We start from the raw sequence: 15,491 nt of genomic DNA, 5'->3' as shown, positions 1-15,491 counted from the left end.
GAGGGACAGTAGCCGACGGTCCGGGACGATGAGATGTCAATTTCCCCCGGGTGCTCGGCCGCAGTCGGGCGTGGGCGAACCGACCCGCAGTGCCGGTGGCCCTGACCCGGCCGGCGTTCCGGAGCCGGCACCCCGGAACGGTGATCAGCAGTCGGCAGCCCGCTGGTCAGCCCGGGTACTGGGCGAAGAGCTTCGCGAACTCGTACGGCTGCTGCGGGATGTTGGTGCACTTGGAGAGCGAGCCGCCGGTGCAGGCGTTGGCGTCCCGGGTGGCGTCCCAGAAGGCGAGCAGGCCGAGGTGGTTCTGCTTGGCGAAGGTCACCAACTGCTGGGCGGCGGCCTGGTTGTAGATCTGGTGGTCGTCGTTCTCGCCGATCATCGGGGTGACGCCGACCATGGCCCACAGCTGGGCGTCGGTCTTCGCCGGGTAGAGCGCCTTGAGCTGGCCGAACAGCGACTGGGCGGCCTGGACGGCGGCGTTGCCGTAGTCCGTTCCGCTCCGGTAGTAGTCCATCGCCATGATGTTGACCAGGTCGGTGTTCACTCCGGCGTCGCGGGCCGACTTGGCGATCGCGACGCCTTCGGCGGTCAGGCCCTCGGGCAGGACCGGCAGGGTGAAGGAGACCTTGAGGCCGGGGTGGGCCTGCTGCAGCCTGGCGAGCGCGGCGGAGCGGCGGTCGTTGGCGGCGGTGTCGGCGATCGCCGCGCCCTCGATGTCGAAGTCGACGTAGCGCAGGTCGTAGGCCTTCACCACAGCGTCGTACTCGGCGAACAGCGAGTCCACCGAGGTGCAGGCGGCGGCGAGTTCGGTGCCGCCGGCGCCGCCGAAGGAGACCTTGACGTCGCCGCCCGCCGCGCGCAGGGCGTCGACCTGGTCCTTGGCCCAACCGGTGCGCGGGTCGTAGGCGTTGAACCAGCTGGCCTTGCAGCCGACGCCGGTGACGAAGCCCATCGTGTAGCCCTTGAGGTGGCCGGCCTTGGCCAGGTCGGGCATGGACGGGGTGGGCCAGGCGCCCATGTCGATGTAGGGGGCGACCGGGAGCGGGACGTTCGGCGGCGGGGTGCTCGGGCCGCCGGTGGGCGTCGCGGTGGGCGTGCCGGTCGGGGTGGCGGTGGGCGTGCTCGAACTCGGCGGCGGGGTGCTGGGGCCCCCGCCGGGGCCGGTCAGCGTGATGTCGTCGGCCAGGTAGCCGCCCTGCCCGTACCAGCCGTGCAGGTACACGGTGATGCTGGTGGTGGCCGGGCCGGTGGTGAAACTGGTGGACAGCTGCTGCCAGTCGGCGCCGCCCGGGGTCCAGGTGGCCGGGTCGGTGACGCCGCTGCCGGTGGCGCCGAGGTAGACGTACTGGCCCCGCACCCAGGCCCTGAGGCTGTACGTGGTGCCGGGCCGGACGCTGACGGTCTGGCCGCACTGCGCGGTGTCGCTCGCGCTCACCGCCCCCTTCAGTGCGTACGTCCCGCTGTGCGCACCGGAGTTGACGACGCTCCCGGTGCCGGCGGAACAGCTCCAGGGGCTGGGCTCGGCGCTCTCCAGGCCGCCGTTGGCGAGCAGGTTGCCGTCGGCGGCCCCGGCGTTCCCGGCGAGGACGGCCAGGCCGCCGGCCGCCAGTGCGGTGGCGGCGGTGAGGCTCAGCAGGGTGGTCCGGCCGGTGGGGCGGCGGTGCGCGGGGGCGTGCTGGGGCGCGCTGGGCATGGGGGTGCCTCTCGGGACGTGGGGGCCGCCCGCGCCGCGAGGGGGGGGAGGCGCGGGGCGGGCGGCCTGGGGTGGTCCGGTGCGGGGGAGCGCGGTGCTGAGCATCAAACTGGACTAGACCAGCTGTGCACGTCAAGCACTTCCCGGCACCGGACGCCTCGCCGAGGGCAGGTTTTAGGAAGGGTTAAGGCGGGGCCCGGGACGGTGGCGGCCCCCGCGGGTCGGTCGGTCAGCCGCAGCAGGGCTTGCACTCCTTGACCTGCACGTTGTCGATCACCGGTCCGTACGCCCCCGCCACGGTGCTGGCGAAGGACAGCGTGGTGGACGAGTTCTGGGCGACGAAGCTGAACTGCCGCCCCACGTAGCCCATCGCGGCCCTGGTCTTGCCGGTGGAGTCGAAGGAGAAGTCCTGGAAGTCCTGACCGTCGATCAGGGCCCGGCCGGTCTTCAGCGCCAGGCCGCCCGCGGGGTTGGAGGCCAGCGCGTACGTCACCGAGTAGGTGGCGCCCGGGACGGTGGTGAAGGTCTGGGCGACGGTGCCGCTGCTGCCGCCGTTGAGGTCCAGCGACTGGTCGCCCTCGGCGGCCTGCCAGAAGCCCGCGCCGCTCAGGTCGACGCTGCCGCTGACGACCTGCCACGGGCCGATGACCTGGCCGGCGCTGAACTCGGTGAAGGCGTTCGCCGGGGCCTTGGGCGTCTCGAAGCTGCCGTCGTCGAAGTGACTGAGCGCGCGGTGCCCGCCGGCGGCCTGCGCCGGGACGGCGAGCGCGGTGGCGGCGGCCGCGAGCAGGGCGACGACGGTGACGCGGGTGCGCGAGAGCTGCATGGGTCCTCCCCGATGGGATGTGAGGTGTGAGGCGATGAGCCGATGATCGGCCGTGCACAGAGCGTCGACCGTCCCGGTGGGCCCTGCCAAGGCCGGACGGGCGGCGCCCGGTGGTGCGGGGTGCTCGCGCGCGGGCTCTCGCGCGCCGGTTTGGCGGAGGGGTACCTGTGATGACCCGGTGAAAGGTCCGGGGACGAACGACGGGGGGCTGACGGCCGGGTCTTCCTGCCTGGTGGTGAAACCGGAATCGTGCGCCCCGCCCGCACCCCCCGCGGTGAGCCGATGGCCGTACGAACGGACTTGACCTTGAGTGCACTCCAAGGTGAAAGCTGAAGGCGTTGATCACGCACCACCACGCGAATCACTGCGCGAACCGCCACACGAACCACGACACGAACCACCGCGAAGACAACACATGGGAGCACCGTCATGCGCAAGGCCTCGTTCGGTACCAAGGGCCCCGAGATCGGCGTCATCGGCCTCGGCTGCATGGGCATGACCTGGGCTTACGACGTGCAGAACCGGGACGACGAGAACTCCGTCCGGGTGATCCGGCAGGCGCTGGACCTCGGCGTCGGCCTGATCGACACCGCCGACATGTACGGCCCGTACACCAATGAGGAGGTCGTCGGCGCCGCCCTGGCCGGCCCGTACCGGGAGCGCGCCTTCCTGGCCACCAAGGTGGGCATCGTCCCGGGCGGCAACGGCCAGCAGGAGCGCGACGGCCGGCCCGAGCACGTGCGCCGCTCGATCGACGAGAGCCTGCGCCGCCTGGGCACCGACCACGTCGACCTCTACCAGCTGCACCGGGTCGACCCGCAGGTCCCGATCGAGGAGACCTGGGGCGCGTTCGCCGAGGTCGTCGCGGCGGGCAAGGCCCGGAGCATCGGCCTCTCCGAGGTGACCGTCGAGGAGATCAAGCGGGCGCAGTCGGTGCACCCGGTGGCCTCCGTGCAGAACGAGCTGTCCCTGTGGACCCGGGACGCGCTGGCCGAGGTCCTGCCGTACACCGAGGAGCAGGGCATCGCCGTCCTGCCGTTCTCCCCGCTCGGCCGGGGCTTCCTGACCGGCAGCATCGCCTCCTTCGACGAGCTGCCCGCCGACGACTTCCGCCGCCGGCTGCCGCGCTTCCAGCAGGACGCGCTGAAGGCGAACCTGGCGCTGGTCGGGAAGGTCCGGGAGGTCGCCGAGCGGATCGGTGCCACGCCCGCGCAGGTGGCGCTGGCCTGGGTGCTGGCGCAGGGCCGGTACGTCTTCCCGATCCCGGGCACCCGGACGCCGCGCTACCTGGTGGACAACGTGGGCGCGGCCGAGGTCGTGCTCTCGGCGGCCGACCTCGCCGAGCTGGACGCGCTGCCGGCGCCGACCGGCGGGCGCTACTGACCGGCGGGCGCTACCGGCCGGCGGGCGCTACCGGCCGTCCCGCACGGACCCGGTCCGTTCCTTGACCCACACCAGCTGCCGTCCGGTCTCGCCCGGAGCCCGGACGGCGGCCGCGGCGACCCGGTCCAGCCGGTAGCCGAGCTTGCGCGGGACGGCCGCGCTGGCGGCGTTCGCCCGGTCGCAGTGGATCTCGACCCGGGTGATCCCGGGCAGGGCCAGCGCGGCCTCGGTCAGCGCCCCGGCCGCGGTGGTGGCGATGCCCCGGCCGACGTGCCCGGCGCCGACCCAGTACCCGATCTCCAGTGCGCCCGGGCCGATCCGCCCGTGCAGGCCGACGGCGCCGATCACGGCGCCGGGTTCGGCGTCCAGGCCGACCAGGTACATGAAGTCGGTGCCGGCCTCCCAGGCGGCGGAGCCGGCCCGGGTGAGCTCGGCGGTCTGGGCCCGGGTCGGGGCCTCGGCCGCCCACTCCATCCAGGGCCGCAGGTGCTCCAGGTTGGCCCGGACGGCCCGGTTCAGCGCCACCGCGTGGGTGCTGCCGCGGCGGCGCAGCCAGAGACCGCCGGGCAGCCGCAGCAGCTCGGGCGGCCGCCCGGTGGTCACCTCGGCCGCCGCCCGCGCCCGGTCGGCCGTGCGCGCCTCTTCGACCGGGACGGAGTCACAGGACCGTGGCTGTGCTTGGCTCATGACGGCGATTATGTCCTTGGCCCGGACCTGTCACCATTCGGCCCGGTCGGAAGCCCCCTGATGGCGGGCGCGCACGGCGGAGGCCCCCGGCGCGCGGTCGCGGCCCCGGCGTACGGCCGCCGACCGGGGCGCGTCAGAGCCGGACCAGCACCTCGTCGAGCTCCTTGCGCCGCAGGTCCGGCACACGTGCTCCCTCGGCCGGGTAACCGACCGGAATCACGTACGCCGCCCGCTCCTCGGCCGGGCGGTCGCACACCTCGTTGAGGAACCTCATCGGGCTCGGTGTGTGGGTCAGCGTGGCCAGTCCGGCCTGGTGCAGCGAGGCCAGCAGCAGCCCGACCGCGATCCCCACCGACTCCTTGGTGTAGTACGGGCGCGGCGATCCGGGCCCCTTGTGCACCTCGAACACGACGATCACGGCCGGCGCGTCCTCCAGGAACGGCTTGCGCCAGTCGGTGCCGATCGGCGCCAGCGCGGCCAGCCACTCCTCCGACGCCCGGTGGCCGTAGAACTCGCGCTCCTCGGCCTCCGCGGCCTCGCGCAGCCGCCGCTTGCGCTCCGGGTCGGTGATCACCACGAACCGCCAGGGCTGGACGTGTGCGCCGCTGGGCGCGGTGCTCGCGGTCCGGACCGCCCACTCGACCACCCCGTCCGGGATCGGGCGGGTCGCGTAGTCGCGGACGGTCCGGCGCTGGGCCATCACCTCGTGGAAGGACCTGCTGCGGGCCTCGGCCTCGTGGGCCGGGACCGTCATGGGGGCGAGGGGGACGGTCGGGTGGGACGTCCCCGCCACGGTGCTCTCCGCCACGGTGCTCTCCGCCACGGGGCTCACCGCACTGTCGATGTCCGTGCTGTCGACGTCTGCGTCAACGTCTGTCCTGTCAACCATGGGCGACAGCACAGCACATGGCGGTCCCTCCGGGAAGAGGTAGAGACCAATAGTGGCCGCTACAGCTCGTGCACCCGCCCGTCCCGGACCTCGATCCGCCGGTTCACCGCGACGGTGTCCAGCATCCGCCGGTCGTGGGTGACCAGCAGCAGGGTGCCGGTGTACGAGCCGAGTGCGGACTCCAGCTGCTCGATCGCGGCCAGATCCAGGTGGTTGGTGGGCTCGTCCAGGACCAGCAGGTTGACCCCGCGGGCCTGCAGCAGCGCCAGCGCGGCCCGGGTGCGCTCGCCGGGGGAGAGGGTGCCGGCCGGGCGCATCACGTGCACCGCCTTCAGGCCGAACTTGGCCAGCAGGGTGCGCACGTCCTCCGGCGAGAGCTCCGGTACGGCGGCAGCGAAGGCCTCCGCCAGCGGCTCCCCGCCGAGGAACAGGCCGCGCGCCTGGTCCACCTCGCCGACCACCACGCCGGAGCCCAGCGAGCCGCTGCCGCCGTCGAGTTCGAGGCGGCCGAGCAGGGCGGCCAGCAGCGTGGACTTGCCCGCGCCGTTGGCGCCGGTGATGGCGACCCGGTCGGCCCAGTCGATCTGCAGGTCCACCGGGCCGAAGGCGAAGTCGCCGCGCCGGACCGTGGCCCCGTTCAGGGTGGCGACCACCGAGCCGGAGCGCGGCGCGGCGGCGATCTCCATCCGCAGCTCCCACTCCTTGCGGGGCTCCTCGACCACCTCCAGGCGCTCGATCATCCGCTGGGTCTGGCGGGCCTTGGAGGCCTGCTTCTCGGTGGACTCGGAGCGCATCGCGCGACCGATCTTGTCGTTGTCGGAGGACTTGCGGCGGGCGTTGCGCACGCCGTGCTCCATCCAGCCGCGCTGCATCCGGGCGCGGGCCTCCAGCCCGGCCTTGGTGTCGGCGTAGTCCTCGTAATCCTCGCGGGCGTGCCGGCGGGCCACCGACCGCTCCTCCAGGTACGCCTCGTAGCCGCCGCCGTACAGGTTGACCTGCTGCTGGTGCAGGTCCAGCTCCAGGACCTTGGTCACGGTGCGGGCCAGGAACTCGCGGTCGTGGCTGATCAGCACGGTGCCGGTGCGCAGGCCCTTGACGAAGGCCTCCAGCCGCTCCAGGCCGTCCAGGTCGAGGTCGTTGGTGGGCTCGTCGAGCAGGAAGACGTCGTAGCGGGAGAGCAGCAGCGAGGCGAGGCCGGCCCGGGCGGCCTGGCCGCCGGAGAGCGCGGTCATCGGCAGGTCGAGCGAGACCTTCAGCCCGAGGGAGTCGGCGACCTCCTCGGCCCGCTCCTCCAGGTCGGCGCCGCCGAGGTCCAGCCAGCGGTCCAGGCTCGCCGCGTACGCGTCGTCGGCGCCCGCCCGGCCCTCGACCAGGCCCTCGGTGGCCTCGTCCAGCGCGGCCTGGGCGGCCGCCACGCCGGTGCGGCGGGCCAGGAACGCGCGCACCGACTCGCCCTCGCGCCGCTCCGGCTCCTGCGGGAGGTGGCCGATGTTGGCACCGGCCGGGCTCAGCCGCAGCGAGCCGCCCTCGGGGGTGTCCAGGCCCGCCAGCAGCCGGAGCAGGGTCGACTTTCCGGCGCCGTTCACACCGACCAGGCCGATCACGTCGCCGGGGGCGATGACCAGGTCCAGGCCGGAGAAGAGGGTGCGTTCGCCGTGGCCGGCGCTGAGGTCCTTGACTACGAGTGTCGCGCTCATGATGGGCCCGATTGTAGGAGGAACAGGGCCGGCACCGGAAAAAGCCGGCCGGCAACGGAAAGGCCCGGGGGCCGCGGCTGTGGCAGCCGCGGCCCCCGGGACCGGTGGGGGATCATCCCCCGTGGATCACTTGGCCTTCTTCGAGAAGTAGTCGAACATGTGCTGGGCCACGTCCTCCAGGTACGGACCGGCCTCGTAGGTGTTCGCGCCGTTGCCGATGGAGGTGTCGCTGACCAGGGCTGGCTTGCCGTCCTTGGTCGCGTACCAGCCGCCGCCGCTGCTGCCGCCGGTCATGTTGCAGCCGATCAGCAGCATCGCCGGGCGGCTCGGGTCGCCGGTCTTCTTGGACGGCTTGCCGCCGTCGCAGTGCTCCAGCTCGACGCCGTCGAAGGGCTTGCCCTCCGGGAAGCCGTAGTTGGAGACGGCGGCCAGCTGGTCGCGCGGGGCGTTGAACCACAGCGGCACCGAGCCGCCGACGGTCTCCTCCAGCGACTTGCCGTTCGGGTCGGGGTTGGCGACCTTGATGATGCCGAAGTCGTACTGGCTCCACGGGCCGCCGTGCTCCGGGTCGGCCTCGGCGGTCCACTGCGGGGAGACCATGCCGGCGGTCGCGCCCCACTCGCCGTACGGCTCGGCGTCGTCCAGCTTGGACTTCTGCTTGTTGCCGTTGCTCAGCACGCCGTTGCTGTTGAAGGCCGGGGCGAAGGTGATGTCGGTGTAGTACTTGTTGCCCTTGCCGCCGTGCAGGCAGTGGCTCGCGGTCCACACCAGGTTGCTCTTGCCCGGGTTGGCCGGGTCGGAGACGACGGTGCCGGAGCACACGTAGTCGTCGTTGCCGTCCTTGAAGAAGAGCTTGCCGTTGACGTGCATGTTCTTCGGGAACGGGTGCGCCACGGGCTTCGCCGGGACCATGGCGGGCATCTGGTCCGGGCCGACCGGCGGCTGGGCGGCGGTGGGCTGGGCCGGGGCCGGGGCGGCGCTGGTGGGCTGCGCGGTCGGCTGGGCGGGCGCCTGCGTCGGGTCCTGGGCCGGGGCCTGGGGCAGCGGCTTCGGCTTGGCCTCCAGCAGCTTCTGCAGGGTCCAGTAGCCCTTGACCGCCGGGGTGATGACGTTCGCCTGGGCCCACTTGTCCCAGTCCTCGGGCTTCCAGGTCTTCAGCTCTTCGAGCGTCGGAAGCTTGATCGGCGCCGCGCCCGGCTTGCCGGAGGCGCTGGCCGCGACGGAGGGGGCCGTGGTCTGGGCGCCGGCCGGGTCGCTGTTGTCCGGTCCGCACGCGGTGGCGACCACCATGGTCAGTGCGGCGACGGAGGCGCCCAGGACGGCACGGCTCGGCCGGGATATCGGTGACATGAGTTCAAATCCCCCTGTTGACTACCGCCATACGGCCCGTTCCGCGGGTACGGCTGCACTTCGCCGCAGGTATGGCGGTGAGGAGTCTGCCATGTGGATAAGGAACTCCTTACACCCACCCCTGACCGGGACGAGGCTGTCACCGGATTGGCACGGGATCGGCACGGAGCCTCCGTCGGGGCCTCGTCGGGATCCCGTCGCGGCCGGAAAATCGGTTGCACACGTTCCCCGGTGTGCCTAGCGTGGTTCGGGTCATCAGCCAGACAAGGAGAAGGCCGTTGCTCTACTGAGGTCCCGGGACACCGCCCCGCCACGCAGGCCCTGCTGCCGCGTGGTGCGCGCGTGTGCGACCTCAGTCACGGCCCCGTGGCGATCCTCCGTGTGACGCCACCCCTTCGTCCCCCTCCGGCCGGACCGGTTCCGCACCAGCGGCGTCTCCCCGTGTTGCTCACCACCCCATCGGCAACCATCCCGGGAGGCCTTCATGGCACAACCCACCACCGCCGTCCTCTGCACCGACCTCGCGTTCGAGTGGCCCGACGGCAAGCCCGTCCTGGACGGCTTCCACCTCGCCGTGGGCCCCGGCCGCACCGGCCTGATCGGGCTCAACGGCGCGGGCAAGTCCACCCTGCTGCGGCTGATCGCCGGCGACCTCACCCCGACCGGCGGCACCGTCCGGGTCGACGGCGAACTCGGCTACCTGCCACAGGGCCTGACACTCGACACCACCCTGCGAGTGGACGAGGCACTCGGCATCCGGGCCGCCCGCGAGGCCCTGCACGCCATCGAGTCCGGCGACACCGACCAGCGCCACTTCGACGCCGTCGGCGACGACTGGGACGTCGAGGAGCGCGCCCGCGCCACGCTCGACCGGCTCGGCCTGCGCCGCCTCGGCCTCGACCGCACCACCGGCGAACTCTCCGGCGGCGAGGCGGTGCTGCTGCGGCTGGCCGCCCTGCTGATGGCCCGCCCCGACGTCCTGCTGCTGGACGAACCCACCAACAACCTCGACCGGGCCGCCCGCGAGCGGCTCTACGAGACGGTGGCCGGCTGGCACGGCGTGATGCTGATCGTCAGCCACGACCGCGAACTGCTGCAGCACGTCGACCAGATCGCCGACCTGCGGGACGGCGACGTCACCTGGTACGGCGGCAACTTCGCCGACTACGAGCGCACCCTCACCGCCCAGCAGGAGACCGCCGAGCGGCTGCTGCGCAACGCCGAGGCCGATGTCCAGCGCCAGAAGCGGGACTTGGTCGAGGCCCGGAGCCGGCTGGACCGCAGCGCCGCGTACGGCAGGAAGCGCTCGGTCACCCGCAACGACCCGCACATCTTCGCCGGGATGCTCAAACGCAAGGGCCAGGAGACCGCCGGGCGGCTCCAGGGCATGCACACCGAGCGGCTGGAGGACGCCAAGGCACGGCTCAGCGCGGCCGAGGAAGCGGTACGCGACGACGCCGAGATCCGGATCGACCTGCCGCGCACCGAGGTCCCGGCCGGGCGCACCGTCCTCACCCTGCAGAAGGTCCGGCTGCCGCACGGCGGCACCGCCGACCTCGACCTGCGCGGCCCCGAACGGATCGCCCTGGTCGGCCGCAACGGGGCCGGCAAGTCCACCCTGCTGCGCGCCATCGCGGGCGAACTCGCCCCACTGGAAGGAGAGATCACCACCCCGGTGCCGCTGCGGCACCTCCCGCAGCGGCTCGACCTGCTGGACGACGAGCTCAGCGTCGTCCAGAACGTCAAACTGTTCGCCCCGGCCGCCGGGGACAACGCGATCCGCGCCCGGCTCGCCCGCTTCCTGTTCCGCGGCGCCCGGGCCGACCAGCCGGCTGCCACCCTCTCCGGCGGCGAGCGGTTCCGCGCCACGCTGGCTGCCCTGCTGCTGGCCGACCCGCCGCCGCAGCTGCTGCTGCTCGACGAGCCGACCAACAACCTGGACCTCGCCAGCGTCCACCAGCTCACCCAGGCGCTGGCCGCCTACCGGGGCGCGCTGATCGTGGCCAGCCACGACCTGCCGTTCCTGCGCGGCCTGGGCGTGACGAGGTGGCTGGAGCTGGACGGCGACCTGCGGGCGGTGGATCCGATGTAGCGGACACCGATGTAGCGAACACCGCTCCGCCGGGGCAGCAGAGAAGCCGGGGCGGCTGGGGCGAGCACCTGGCGGCTGGGGCGAGAACCCGGCGGCCGGGCTCAGGGACGAGTCCCTGAGCCCGGCCGCCGGACGTGCCTACGCTCGGGCGGGCTTGAGCTTGCCCGCGACCAGTGTCCCGAGCCGGTCCAGCCCGACGACGAGGGCGGCGAGCACGACGAACTCGACGGTCAACTGGGCGATCTGGCCCCAGACGTAGCCGTAGCCCTTGGTGGTCGGGTCGAAGAAGAAGTACGGGTACGGCAGTGGGTAGTCGGCGAACAGGGCGTTGCGGGCGAGCACGATCGCCGCGTAGCCGAGCGGGAAGGCCAGCCAGAGTGGGATGTCCTTCCAGGCCGCCGCGTTGCGCGGCTTCAGCACCAGCCAGTCGACGATCACCATCACCGGTGTCACGTAGTGCAGGAAGAACGAGGACCAGTGCGCCAGCTTGTCCGGCCCGCTGACCAGCCCGGGCAGGGGGCTGGCGCCGTGCTGCAGCAGGACGTGCGAGACGAGCCCGGTGATCAGGATGTACAGGGTGGCGGCGCCGCGCAGCCGGGGCGCGGGCGCGTCCACGGTGCCGCGCTGGATCATCCAGTACACCGCTCCGATGAAGTAGCCGAGCACGATCACGTTGCTCTGCACGGTGAAGTACACCAGCGGTGCCGTCCCGAGGGTCAGGCCGAGGCCCGCCGAGAGCACGATTCCCATGCGCCACCACAGCGCGGGTCGGGTCCGGACTGTCATGCGGCCACCAGTTCGTTTCAGGCGATACGGGAGGTATCGGACGGCTGAGGGGAAAATCGCACTCTACTCGCTGGTACGGGCGAGGTGGAACCTGTGTGCGACCCCTGCGGAGCTCAGGCCGGCACCTCAGGCCGGACGCTGCGGCCGGAAGTACGACTCAGGCCGGCAGTACGAACCCGGACTCGTACGCCGCGATGACCGCCTGGGTGCGATCCCGCGCGCCGAGCTTGGCGAGCACACTGCCGACGTGGGTCTTCACCGTCTCCTGGCTCACCACCAGCCGAGCGGCGATCTCGCCGTTGTTGAGCCCGGTGGCCATCAGCCGCAGCACCTGCCCCTCCCGTTCGGTCAGTCGCCCGATCGGCCCCCGCTCGACTGCGGCCTCCCTGTGGCGGTCCGTGCCGTGGCGCACCGCGAGTTCGCGGACGGCCGCCGGGAAGAGCAGCGAGTCCCCGCGCGCGACCAGCCGTACCGCCTGCACCATCTCCTCCGCCCGGGCCCGCTTCAGCAGGAACCCGGCGGCGCCCGCGCGCAGCGCGTCGTACACGTGGTCGTCGTGCTCGAAGGTGGTGACCACCAGGATCCTCGGCGGCTCGGCCATGCCGCCGACCAGCTGCTCGGTGGCCCGGATCCCGTTGATGCCGGGCATCCGGACGTCCATCAGTACGACGTCCGGCCGCAGTTCGCGCACCAGCGGGACGACCTCGGCGCCGTCGGCGGCCTCGCCGACCACGGTGAGGTCGGGCTCGGCGTCGATCACCACCCGCAGGCCCATCCGGACCAGCCGTTCGTCGTCGGCGATCACCACCCGGATGCCGTCCTCGCGGCCGTCCTTGCCGTCGTCCGCGCGGCGGTCCTCGCGCCCGTCCCCGCTTTCGCGCTCGCCGCTGTTCCTGCCGTGTCCGCCGTTCACCGTGTCCCCGTCTCTCATCGTGCGGTCCCTCCCACCGGCAGCCAGACGGCCAGCCGCCACGTCGTTCCGTCCGCGCTCGGCCCGGCGGTGCTGCCGCCGCGCAGGGCCGTCGCGCGCTCCCCGATCCCGCGCAGCCCGCGCCCGCCACCGGGGCGGCTCGGGCGGGCGGGGCCCAGCGGGTTGGTCAGTTCGATCTCCAGCCGGCCGTCGGCCAGGCCGACCCGCAGCCCGGCCGGGGCCGGCCCGGCGTGCCGCAGCACGTTGGTCAGGCCCTCCTGCACGATCCGGTACGCCTCGCGGGAGACCGGGGCAGGCAGGCCGGTCAGGCCGGGGGCCAAGTCGGCGTCCACCGCCACCCCGGTGCGGGCGAGTTGGCGCAGCAGGTCGTCCAGCCCGGCGAGGGTGGGTCCGGCCGGTCCGGCGGCCTCCGGGTCCTCCTCGCGCAGCAGGCCGAGCACGGTGTCGAGTTCGGCGACGGCCGCCCGCGCGGTCTCCTCGATCGCCTGCAGCGCCTCGGCGGCGAAGTCGGGGTTGGTGCGCAGCACCCGGGCGGCCGCCGAGGCCTGGATGCCGACGGCGCTGAGCGCGTGCCCGACCGAGTCGTGCAGTTCGCGGGCCAGCCGGTTGCGCTGGGCGAGCATGGTGGCCCGGCGCTCGGCGGCGGCCAGCCGCTCCTCCGGGGTGGGGCCGAGCAGGGCGGGTGCCCAGCGGGCTAGCAGTGCGCCGCAGGCGGCGTTGGTGAGGACGATCAGCAGCAGGACGGCGATGCCGAGGGTGGGGCCGGTGAACATCCAGCCGGGGAACCGGTCCTCCCAGAAGCGGATGAGGTCCTGGGCTCCGCCGAACGAGAAGATCAGTACCACCGCGAACGGCGTCCCGGCCAGTGTCATCCCGGCGACCACCCCGCCGAAGAACAGGTGGAGCACGAACCAGAGCGCGGTGCGCCACCGGGCGGGCCACGAGCGGGCCGGCCCGGTGGCCAGCTCCTCCGGTCGGGGGGCCGTGCACAGCGCCCGCGCGGCCGCGCCCTCCAGCCCCCGGACCGTGGGCACCAGCGCGGTGACGGCGGCCATCGGCAGCGAGGTGAACAGCGAGAGGACCTGCAGCAGCACCTGCCGGCCGGGCGCCTGGTCGGTGTTGAGCGCCCCGAGCATCACCACCGAGAGCAGCCAGTACGGCATCAGCAGCGCGGCGCCCAGCACCAGGTGTGCCCAGCGCAGCCGGGCCCGCCGCCCGAACACCGCCTCCACCGCACGCCGCAGCCGCGTGCCCGCCCCCGTGATCACCCGGGTGACTTTACGTCAGGGGCGCCGGCCCGGGCTCCCCGTTCGGTCAGCGCCATCGCCCCGACGACCAGTACCAGCACCCCGGTCATCACCTGGGCGGTCTGCACCAGGGGCATCAGCCCGGGCACGGCCATCCGCAGGTCGCTCACCCGGGTCGTGGTCGCTCCGAAGGCCACCATCTGCCAGCTGCCCCAGCTGAACAGCGAGCCGGCCGCGGTCCAGACCGCCAGCAGCGGGCCGAGCAGCCGCCGCCGCGGCCGGATCCGGAAGACCAGGACCAGCAGCGCCGTCGCCGCGGCCACCGCCATCACGGCGAACACCCCGTCCATCACCGCCGCGCCCCGGTTCCCGTCCTCCGTCATCGCGATCGGCATGCCGGCGGTGCCGCCCGCCGCCCAGTACGCCCGGGCCGCCGCGACGCCGGCGGCGAGCAGCGCGGCGACACAGGCGAGGGCGCGCTGCACGGTCAGTGTGGGGGAGTCCGGCAGGTCGCCGATCCGTTCCTTGAGCAGCCCGGCCCAGCGCTGCCGGGCGTACAGGGCGAAGGCGGTGATCAGCGCGAGTCCCTGCACCGTGAACCCGCCGTACACGACGAGGAAGACCCAGTCGCCGAGGCCCTTGTCGTTCGGGTCGGCGCTGTGCTCCGGACCCAGCACCAGGGCGCTCAGCAGGAACAGCGGCAGCGCCACCAGGATGGTGCCGAGCAGCCCGGTCGCCACCCACATGGGGAACGCCACCAGCCCGGCCGGCGCCCGCCGCCCCCACGGCCGCACGAAGGCCAGCGCCAGGGCGACGGCGATCGCGTCCATCCCGAAGGTGAGCAGGTTCAGCAGCCAGAGCTTGTGCATCGAGCCGGGATCGTCCGCCCCCACCGGATGGCCGGTCAGCCAGAGCAGCTTGAGCGTCAGGTAGGGCCCTGTCGCCGCCACCGCCGTCCATGCCGCTCCGGCCCGTACGACGCCTTCGTTGATCCTCATGCCTCCACGGTCGCGTCCCGCCCAGGCCGCGGTCCTCCGCCCGGGGCGGGATCCGTCTCCCCCCGGTGGGGGATCTTCGGCTCAGACCGTCAGACCGTCAGACCGTCAGACCGTCAGGCGGTCAGGCGGTCAGGCGGTCAGCCGTCAGAGCGTCAGAGCATCAGGCCATCCGGTGGATCAGCCGGTCCTCGTCGTCGACCCGGCCGTCCGGGTCCGCCACCAGTCCGAGCCGCTCGGCGAGCCGGCGGGATGGCAGGTTGTCGGCCCGGATCAGCGCGACCACCGGGATGCCGGGGAACCGCGGCCGCCCCTCCGCCATCGCCGCGCGCGCCGCCTCGGCCGCGTACCCCTGGCCCCAGGCGGACGGCCGGAACCGGTAGTAGAGGTTGAACACCCGCTCCCCGTCCAGCGTGTGCAGGTACAGCCCGGCGAACCCGATGATCACCTCCGGCTCCTCCCGCGTCGACACCGCGCAGTACCCCACGCCGTCCCGCACCCAGTCGGCCACGAAACCGTCCAAGGCCTCCTGGGCCGCCGCGATGTCCCGCTGCGGCCCGTGCGGGTTGTACCGGTTGGTCTCCGGATCCCCGTGGACGGCGAACATGGCCCCCGCGTCCCCCTGCTGCGGCTGCGTGAGCACCAGCCGTTCGGAGACGGCGACGACCGTGCGGGCAGGGTGCTGGGCATGAGGCTGGGCAGGGTGCTGGGCAGTGGTCATGACGCTTTCCCCGTTGTCTGTTTGTCTGTCTGCCGTAATGGCTGACTCGCACCCTAGGCCATTACGGCGACAGGCGTCCGACACTTTTTCCCCGGATCCCTTTCGCCGGCCGCACGCTGGGCTGCACGCGTGCGGTGCGGGGCGGCGCGGGTGGCGGTGGAGGTCTTGTTACCGGCGGGTCGCTTGCCTATCAT

13 protein-coding genes are annotated in these 15,491 nt (G+C 73.0%); 2 read left to right on the top strand and 11 right to left on the bottom strand.

Features of this window, described 5'->3' with window-relative positions; genetic code table 11:
* Positions 1–166: 166 nt before the first annotated feature.
* A complete protein-coding gene (locus tag ACZ51D_RS28360) occupies positions 167–1,693 on the bottom strand; it encodes a carbohydrate binding domain-containing protein (protein ID WP_465663826.1) in 1,527 nt (508 codons plus the stop codon).
* A gap of 229 nt (positions 1,694–1,922) precedes the next feature.
* Positions 1,923–2,519: a choice-of-anchor C family protein gene (locus tag ACZ51D_RS28355; RefSeq protein WP_465618652.1), complete on the bottom strand. Its 597-nt coding sequence runs from the start codon at positions 2,517–2,519 to the stop codon at positions 1,923–1,925.
* 429 nt (positions 2,520–2,948) lie between these two features.
* Here ACZ51D_RS28355 and ACZ51D_RS28350 point away from each other — a divergent pair, with 429 nt between their 5' ends.
* On the top strand, positions 2,949–3,902 hold the full coding sequence (locus ACZ51D_RS28350; protein WP_465663825.1) for an aldo/keto reductase: 954 nt from the start codon (positions 2,949–2,951) through the stop codon (positions 3,900–3,902).
* Between the two features lie 27 nt (positions 3,903–3,929).
* Here the strand turns inward: ACZ51D_RS28350 and ACZ51D_RS28345 are convergent, their stop codons facing one another.
* From ACZ51D_RS28345 to ACZ51D_RS28330, 4 genes are all read right to left on the bottom strand, one after another.
* The gene (locus tag ACZ51D_RS28345; RefSeq protein WP_465663824.1) at positions 3,930–4,589 is read right to left on the bottom strand and encodes a GNAT family N-acetyltransferase; all 660 of its coding nucleotides are present in this window, start codon (positions 4,587–4,589) and stop codon (positions 3,930–3,932) included.
* Positions 4,590–4,722: 133 nt separating this feature from the next.
* A complete protein-coding gene (locus ACZ51D_RS28340) occupies positions 4,723–5,343 on the bottom strand; it encodes a nitroreductase family protein (RefSeq protein WP_465618792.1) in 621 nt (206 codons plus the stop codon).
* Positions 5,344–5,537: 194 nt separating this feature from the next.
* Positions 5,538–7,175: an ABC-F family ATP-binding cassette domain-containing protein gene (locus tag ACZ51D_RS28335; RefSeq protein WP_465663823.1), complete on the bottom strand. Its 1,638-nt coding sequence runs from the start codon at positions 7,173–7,175 to the stop codon at positions 5,538–5,540.
* A gap of 126 nt (positions 7,176–7,301) precedes the next feature.
* Positions 7,302–8,525: a trypsin-like serine peptidase gene (locus ACZ51D_RS28330; RefSeq protein WP_465663822.1), complete on the bottom strand. Its 1,224-nt coding sequence runs from the start codon at positions 8,523–8,525 to the stop codon at positions 7,302–7,304.
* Between the two features lie 484 nt (positions 8,526–9,009).
* Between ACZ51D_RS28330 and ACZ51D_RS28325 the strand changes: the two genes are divergently transcribed.
* The gene (locus ACZ51D_RS28325) at positions 9,010–10,617 is read left to right on the top strand and encodes an ABC-F family ATP-binding cassette domain-containing protein (protein ID WP_465618662.1); all 1,608 of its coding nucleotides are present in this window, start codon (positions 9,010–9,012) and stop codon (positions 10,615–10,617) included.
* Positions 10,618–10,755: 138 nt separating this feature from the next.
* Here the strand turns inward: ACZ51D_RS28325 and ACZ51D_RS28320 are convergent, their stop codons facing one another.
* From ACZ51D_RS28320 to ACZ51D_RS28300, 5 genes are all read right to left on the bottom strand, one after another.
* Positions 10,756–11,403 carry a Pr6Pr family membrane protein gene (locus ACZ51D_RS28320; RefSeq protein WP_465618664.1) on the bottom strand — a complete coding sequence of 216 codons (648 nt, stop codon included), beginning with the start codon at positions 11,401–11,403 and terminating at the stop codon, positions 10,756–10,758.
* Between the two features lie 157 nt (positions 11,404–11,560).
* Entirely contained in the window at positions 11,561–12,334 is a 774-nt protein-coding gene (locus ACZ51D_RS28315) for a response regulator transcription factor (RefSeq protein WP_465663821.1), read from the bottom strand.
* Positions 12,331–13,602 carry a sensor histidine kinase gene (locus tag ACZ51D_RS28310; protein WP_465618668.1) on the bottom strand — a complete coding sequence of 424 codons (1,272 nt, stop codon included), beginning with the start codon at positions 13,600–13,602 and terminating at the stop codon, positions 12,331–12,333. Before ACZ51D_RS28310 ends, ACZ51D_RS28315 begins: the two co-directional genes overlap by 4 nt.
* A complete protein-coding gene (locus ACZ51D_RS28305; RefSeq protein ID WP_465618670.1) occupies positions 13,599–14,579 on the bottom strand; it encodes a hypothetical protein in 981 nt (326 codons plus the stop codon). Before ACZ51D_RS28305 ends, ACZ51D_RS28310 begins: the two co-directional genes overlap by 4 nt.
* A 160-nt stretch (positions 14,580–14,739) precedes the next feature.
* Positions 14,740–15,297 (bottom strand): GNAT family N-acetyltransferase, encoded by a 558-nt coding sequence (locus tag ACZ51D_RS28300; RefSeq protein WP_465663820.1) that lies wholly within the window; start codon positions 15,295–15,297, stop codon positions 14,740–14,742.
* Between the last annotated feature and the right edge of the window lie 194 nt (positions 15,298–15,491).

The sequence above is a fragment of the Kitasatospora sp. NPDC033851 genome, from assembly GCF_055576085.1.
Note: the sequence above shows the minus strand (reverse complement) of the source record. Positions and strands in the feature narration are given on the sequence as shown.

Coding starts and splice junctions, on each gene's coding strand:
- ACZ51D_RS28360 (WP_465663826.1), bottom strand. CDS start 1,693: ATGCCCAGCGCGCCCCAGCACGCCCCCGCGCACCGCCGCCCCACCGGC.
- ACZ51D_RS28355 (WP_465618652.1), bottom strand. CDS start 2,519: ATGCAGCTCTCGCGCACCCGCGTCACCGTCGTCGCCCTGCTCGCGGCC.
- ACZ51D_RS28350 (WP_465663825.1), top strand. CDS start 2,949: ATGCGCAAGGCCTCGTTCGGTACCAAGGGCCCCGAGATCGGCGTCATC.
- ACZ51D_RS28345 (WP_465663824.1), bottom strand. CDS start 4,589: ATGAGCCAAGCACAGCCACGGTCCTGTGACTCCGTCCCGGTCGAAGAG.
- ACZ51D_RS28340 (WP_465618792.1), bottom strand. CDS start 5,343: ATGACGGTCCCGGCCCACGAGGCCGAGGCCCGCAGCAGGTCCTTCCAC.
- ACZ51D_RS28335 (WP_465663823.1), bottom strand. CDS start 7,175: ATGAGCGCGACACTCGTAGTCAAGGACCTCAGCGCCGGCCACGGCGAA.
- ACZ51D_RS28330 (WP_465663822.1), bottom strand. CDS start 8,525: ATGTCACCGATATCCCGGCCGAGCCGTGCCGTCCTGGGCGCCTCCGTC.
- ACZ51D_RS28325 (WP_465618662.1), top strand. CDS start 9,010: ATGGCACAACCCACCACCGCCGTCCTCTGCACCGACCTCGCGTTCGAG.
- ACZ51D_RS28320 (WP_465618664.1), bottom strand. CDS start 11,403: ATGACAGTCCGGACCCGACCCGCGCTGTGGTGGCGCATGGGAATCGTG.
- ACZ51D_RS28315 (WP_465663821.1), bottom strand. CDS start 12,334: ATGAGAGACGGGGACACGGTGAACGGCGGACACGGCAGGAACAGCGGC.
- ACZ51D_RS28305 (WP_465618670.1), bottom strand. CDS start 14,579: ATGAGGATCAACGAAGGCGTCGTACGGGCCGGAGCGGCATGGACGGCG.
- ACZ51D_RS28300 (WP_465663820.1), bottom strand. CDS start 15,297: ATGACCACTGCCCAGCACCCTGCCCAGCCTCATGCCCAGCACCCTGCC.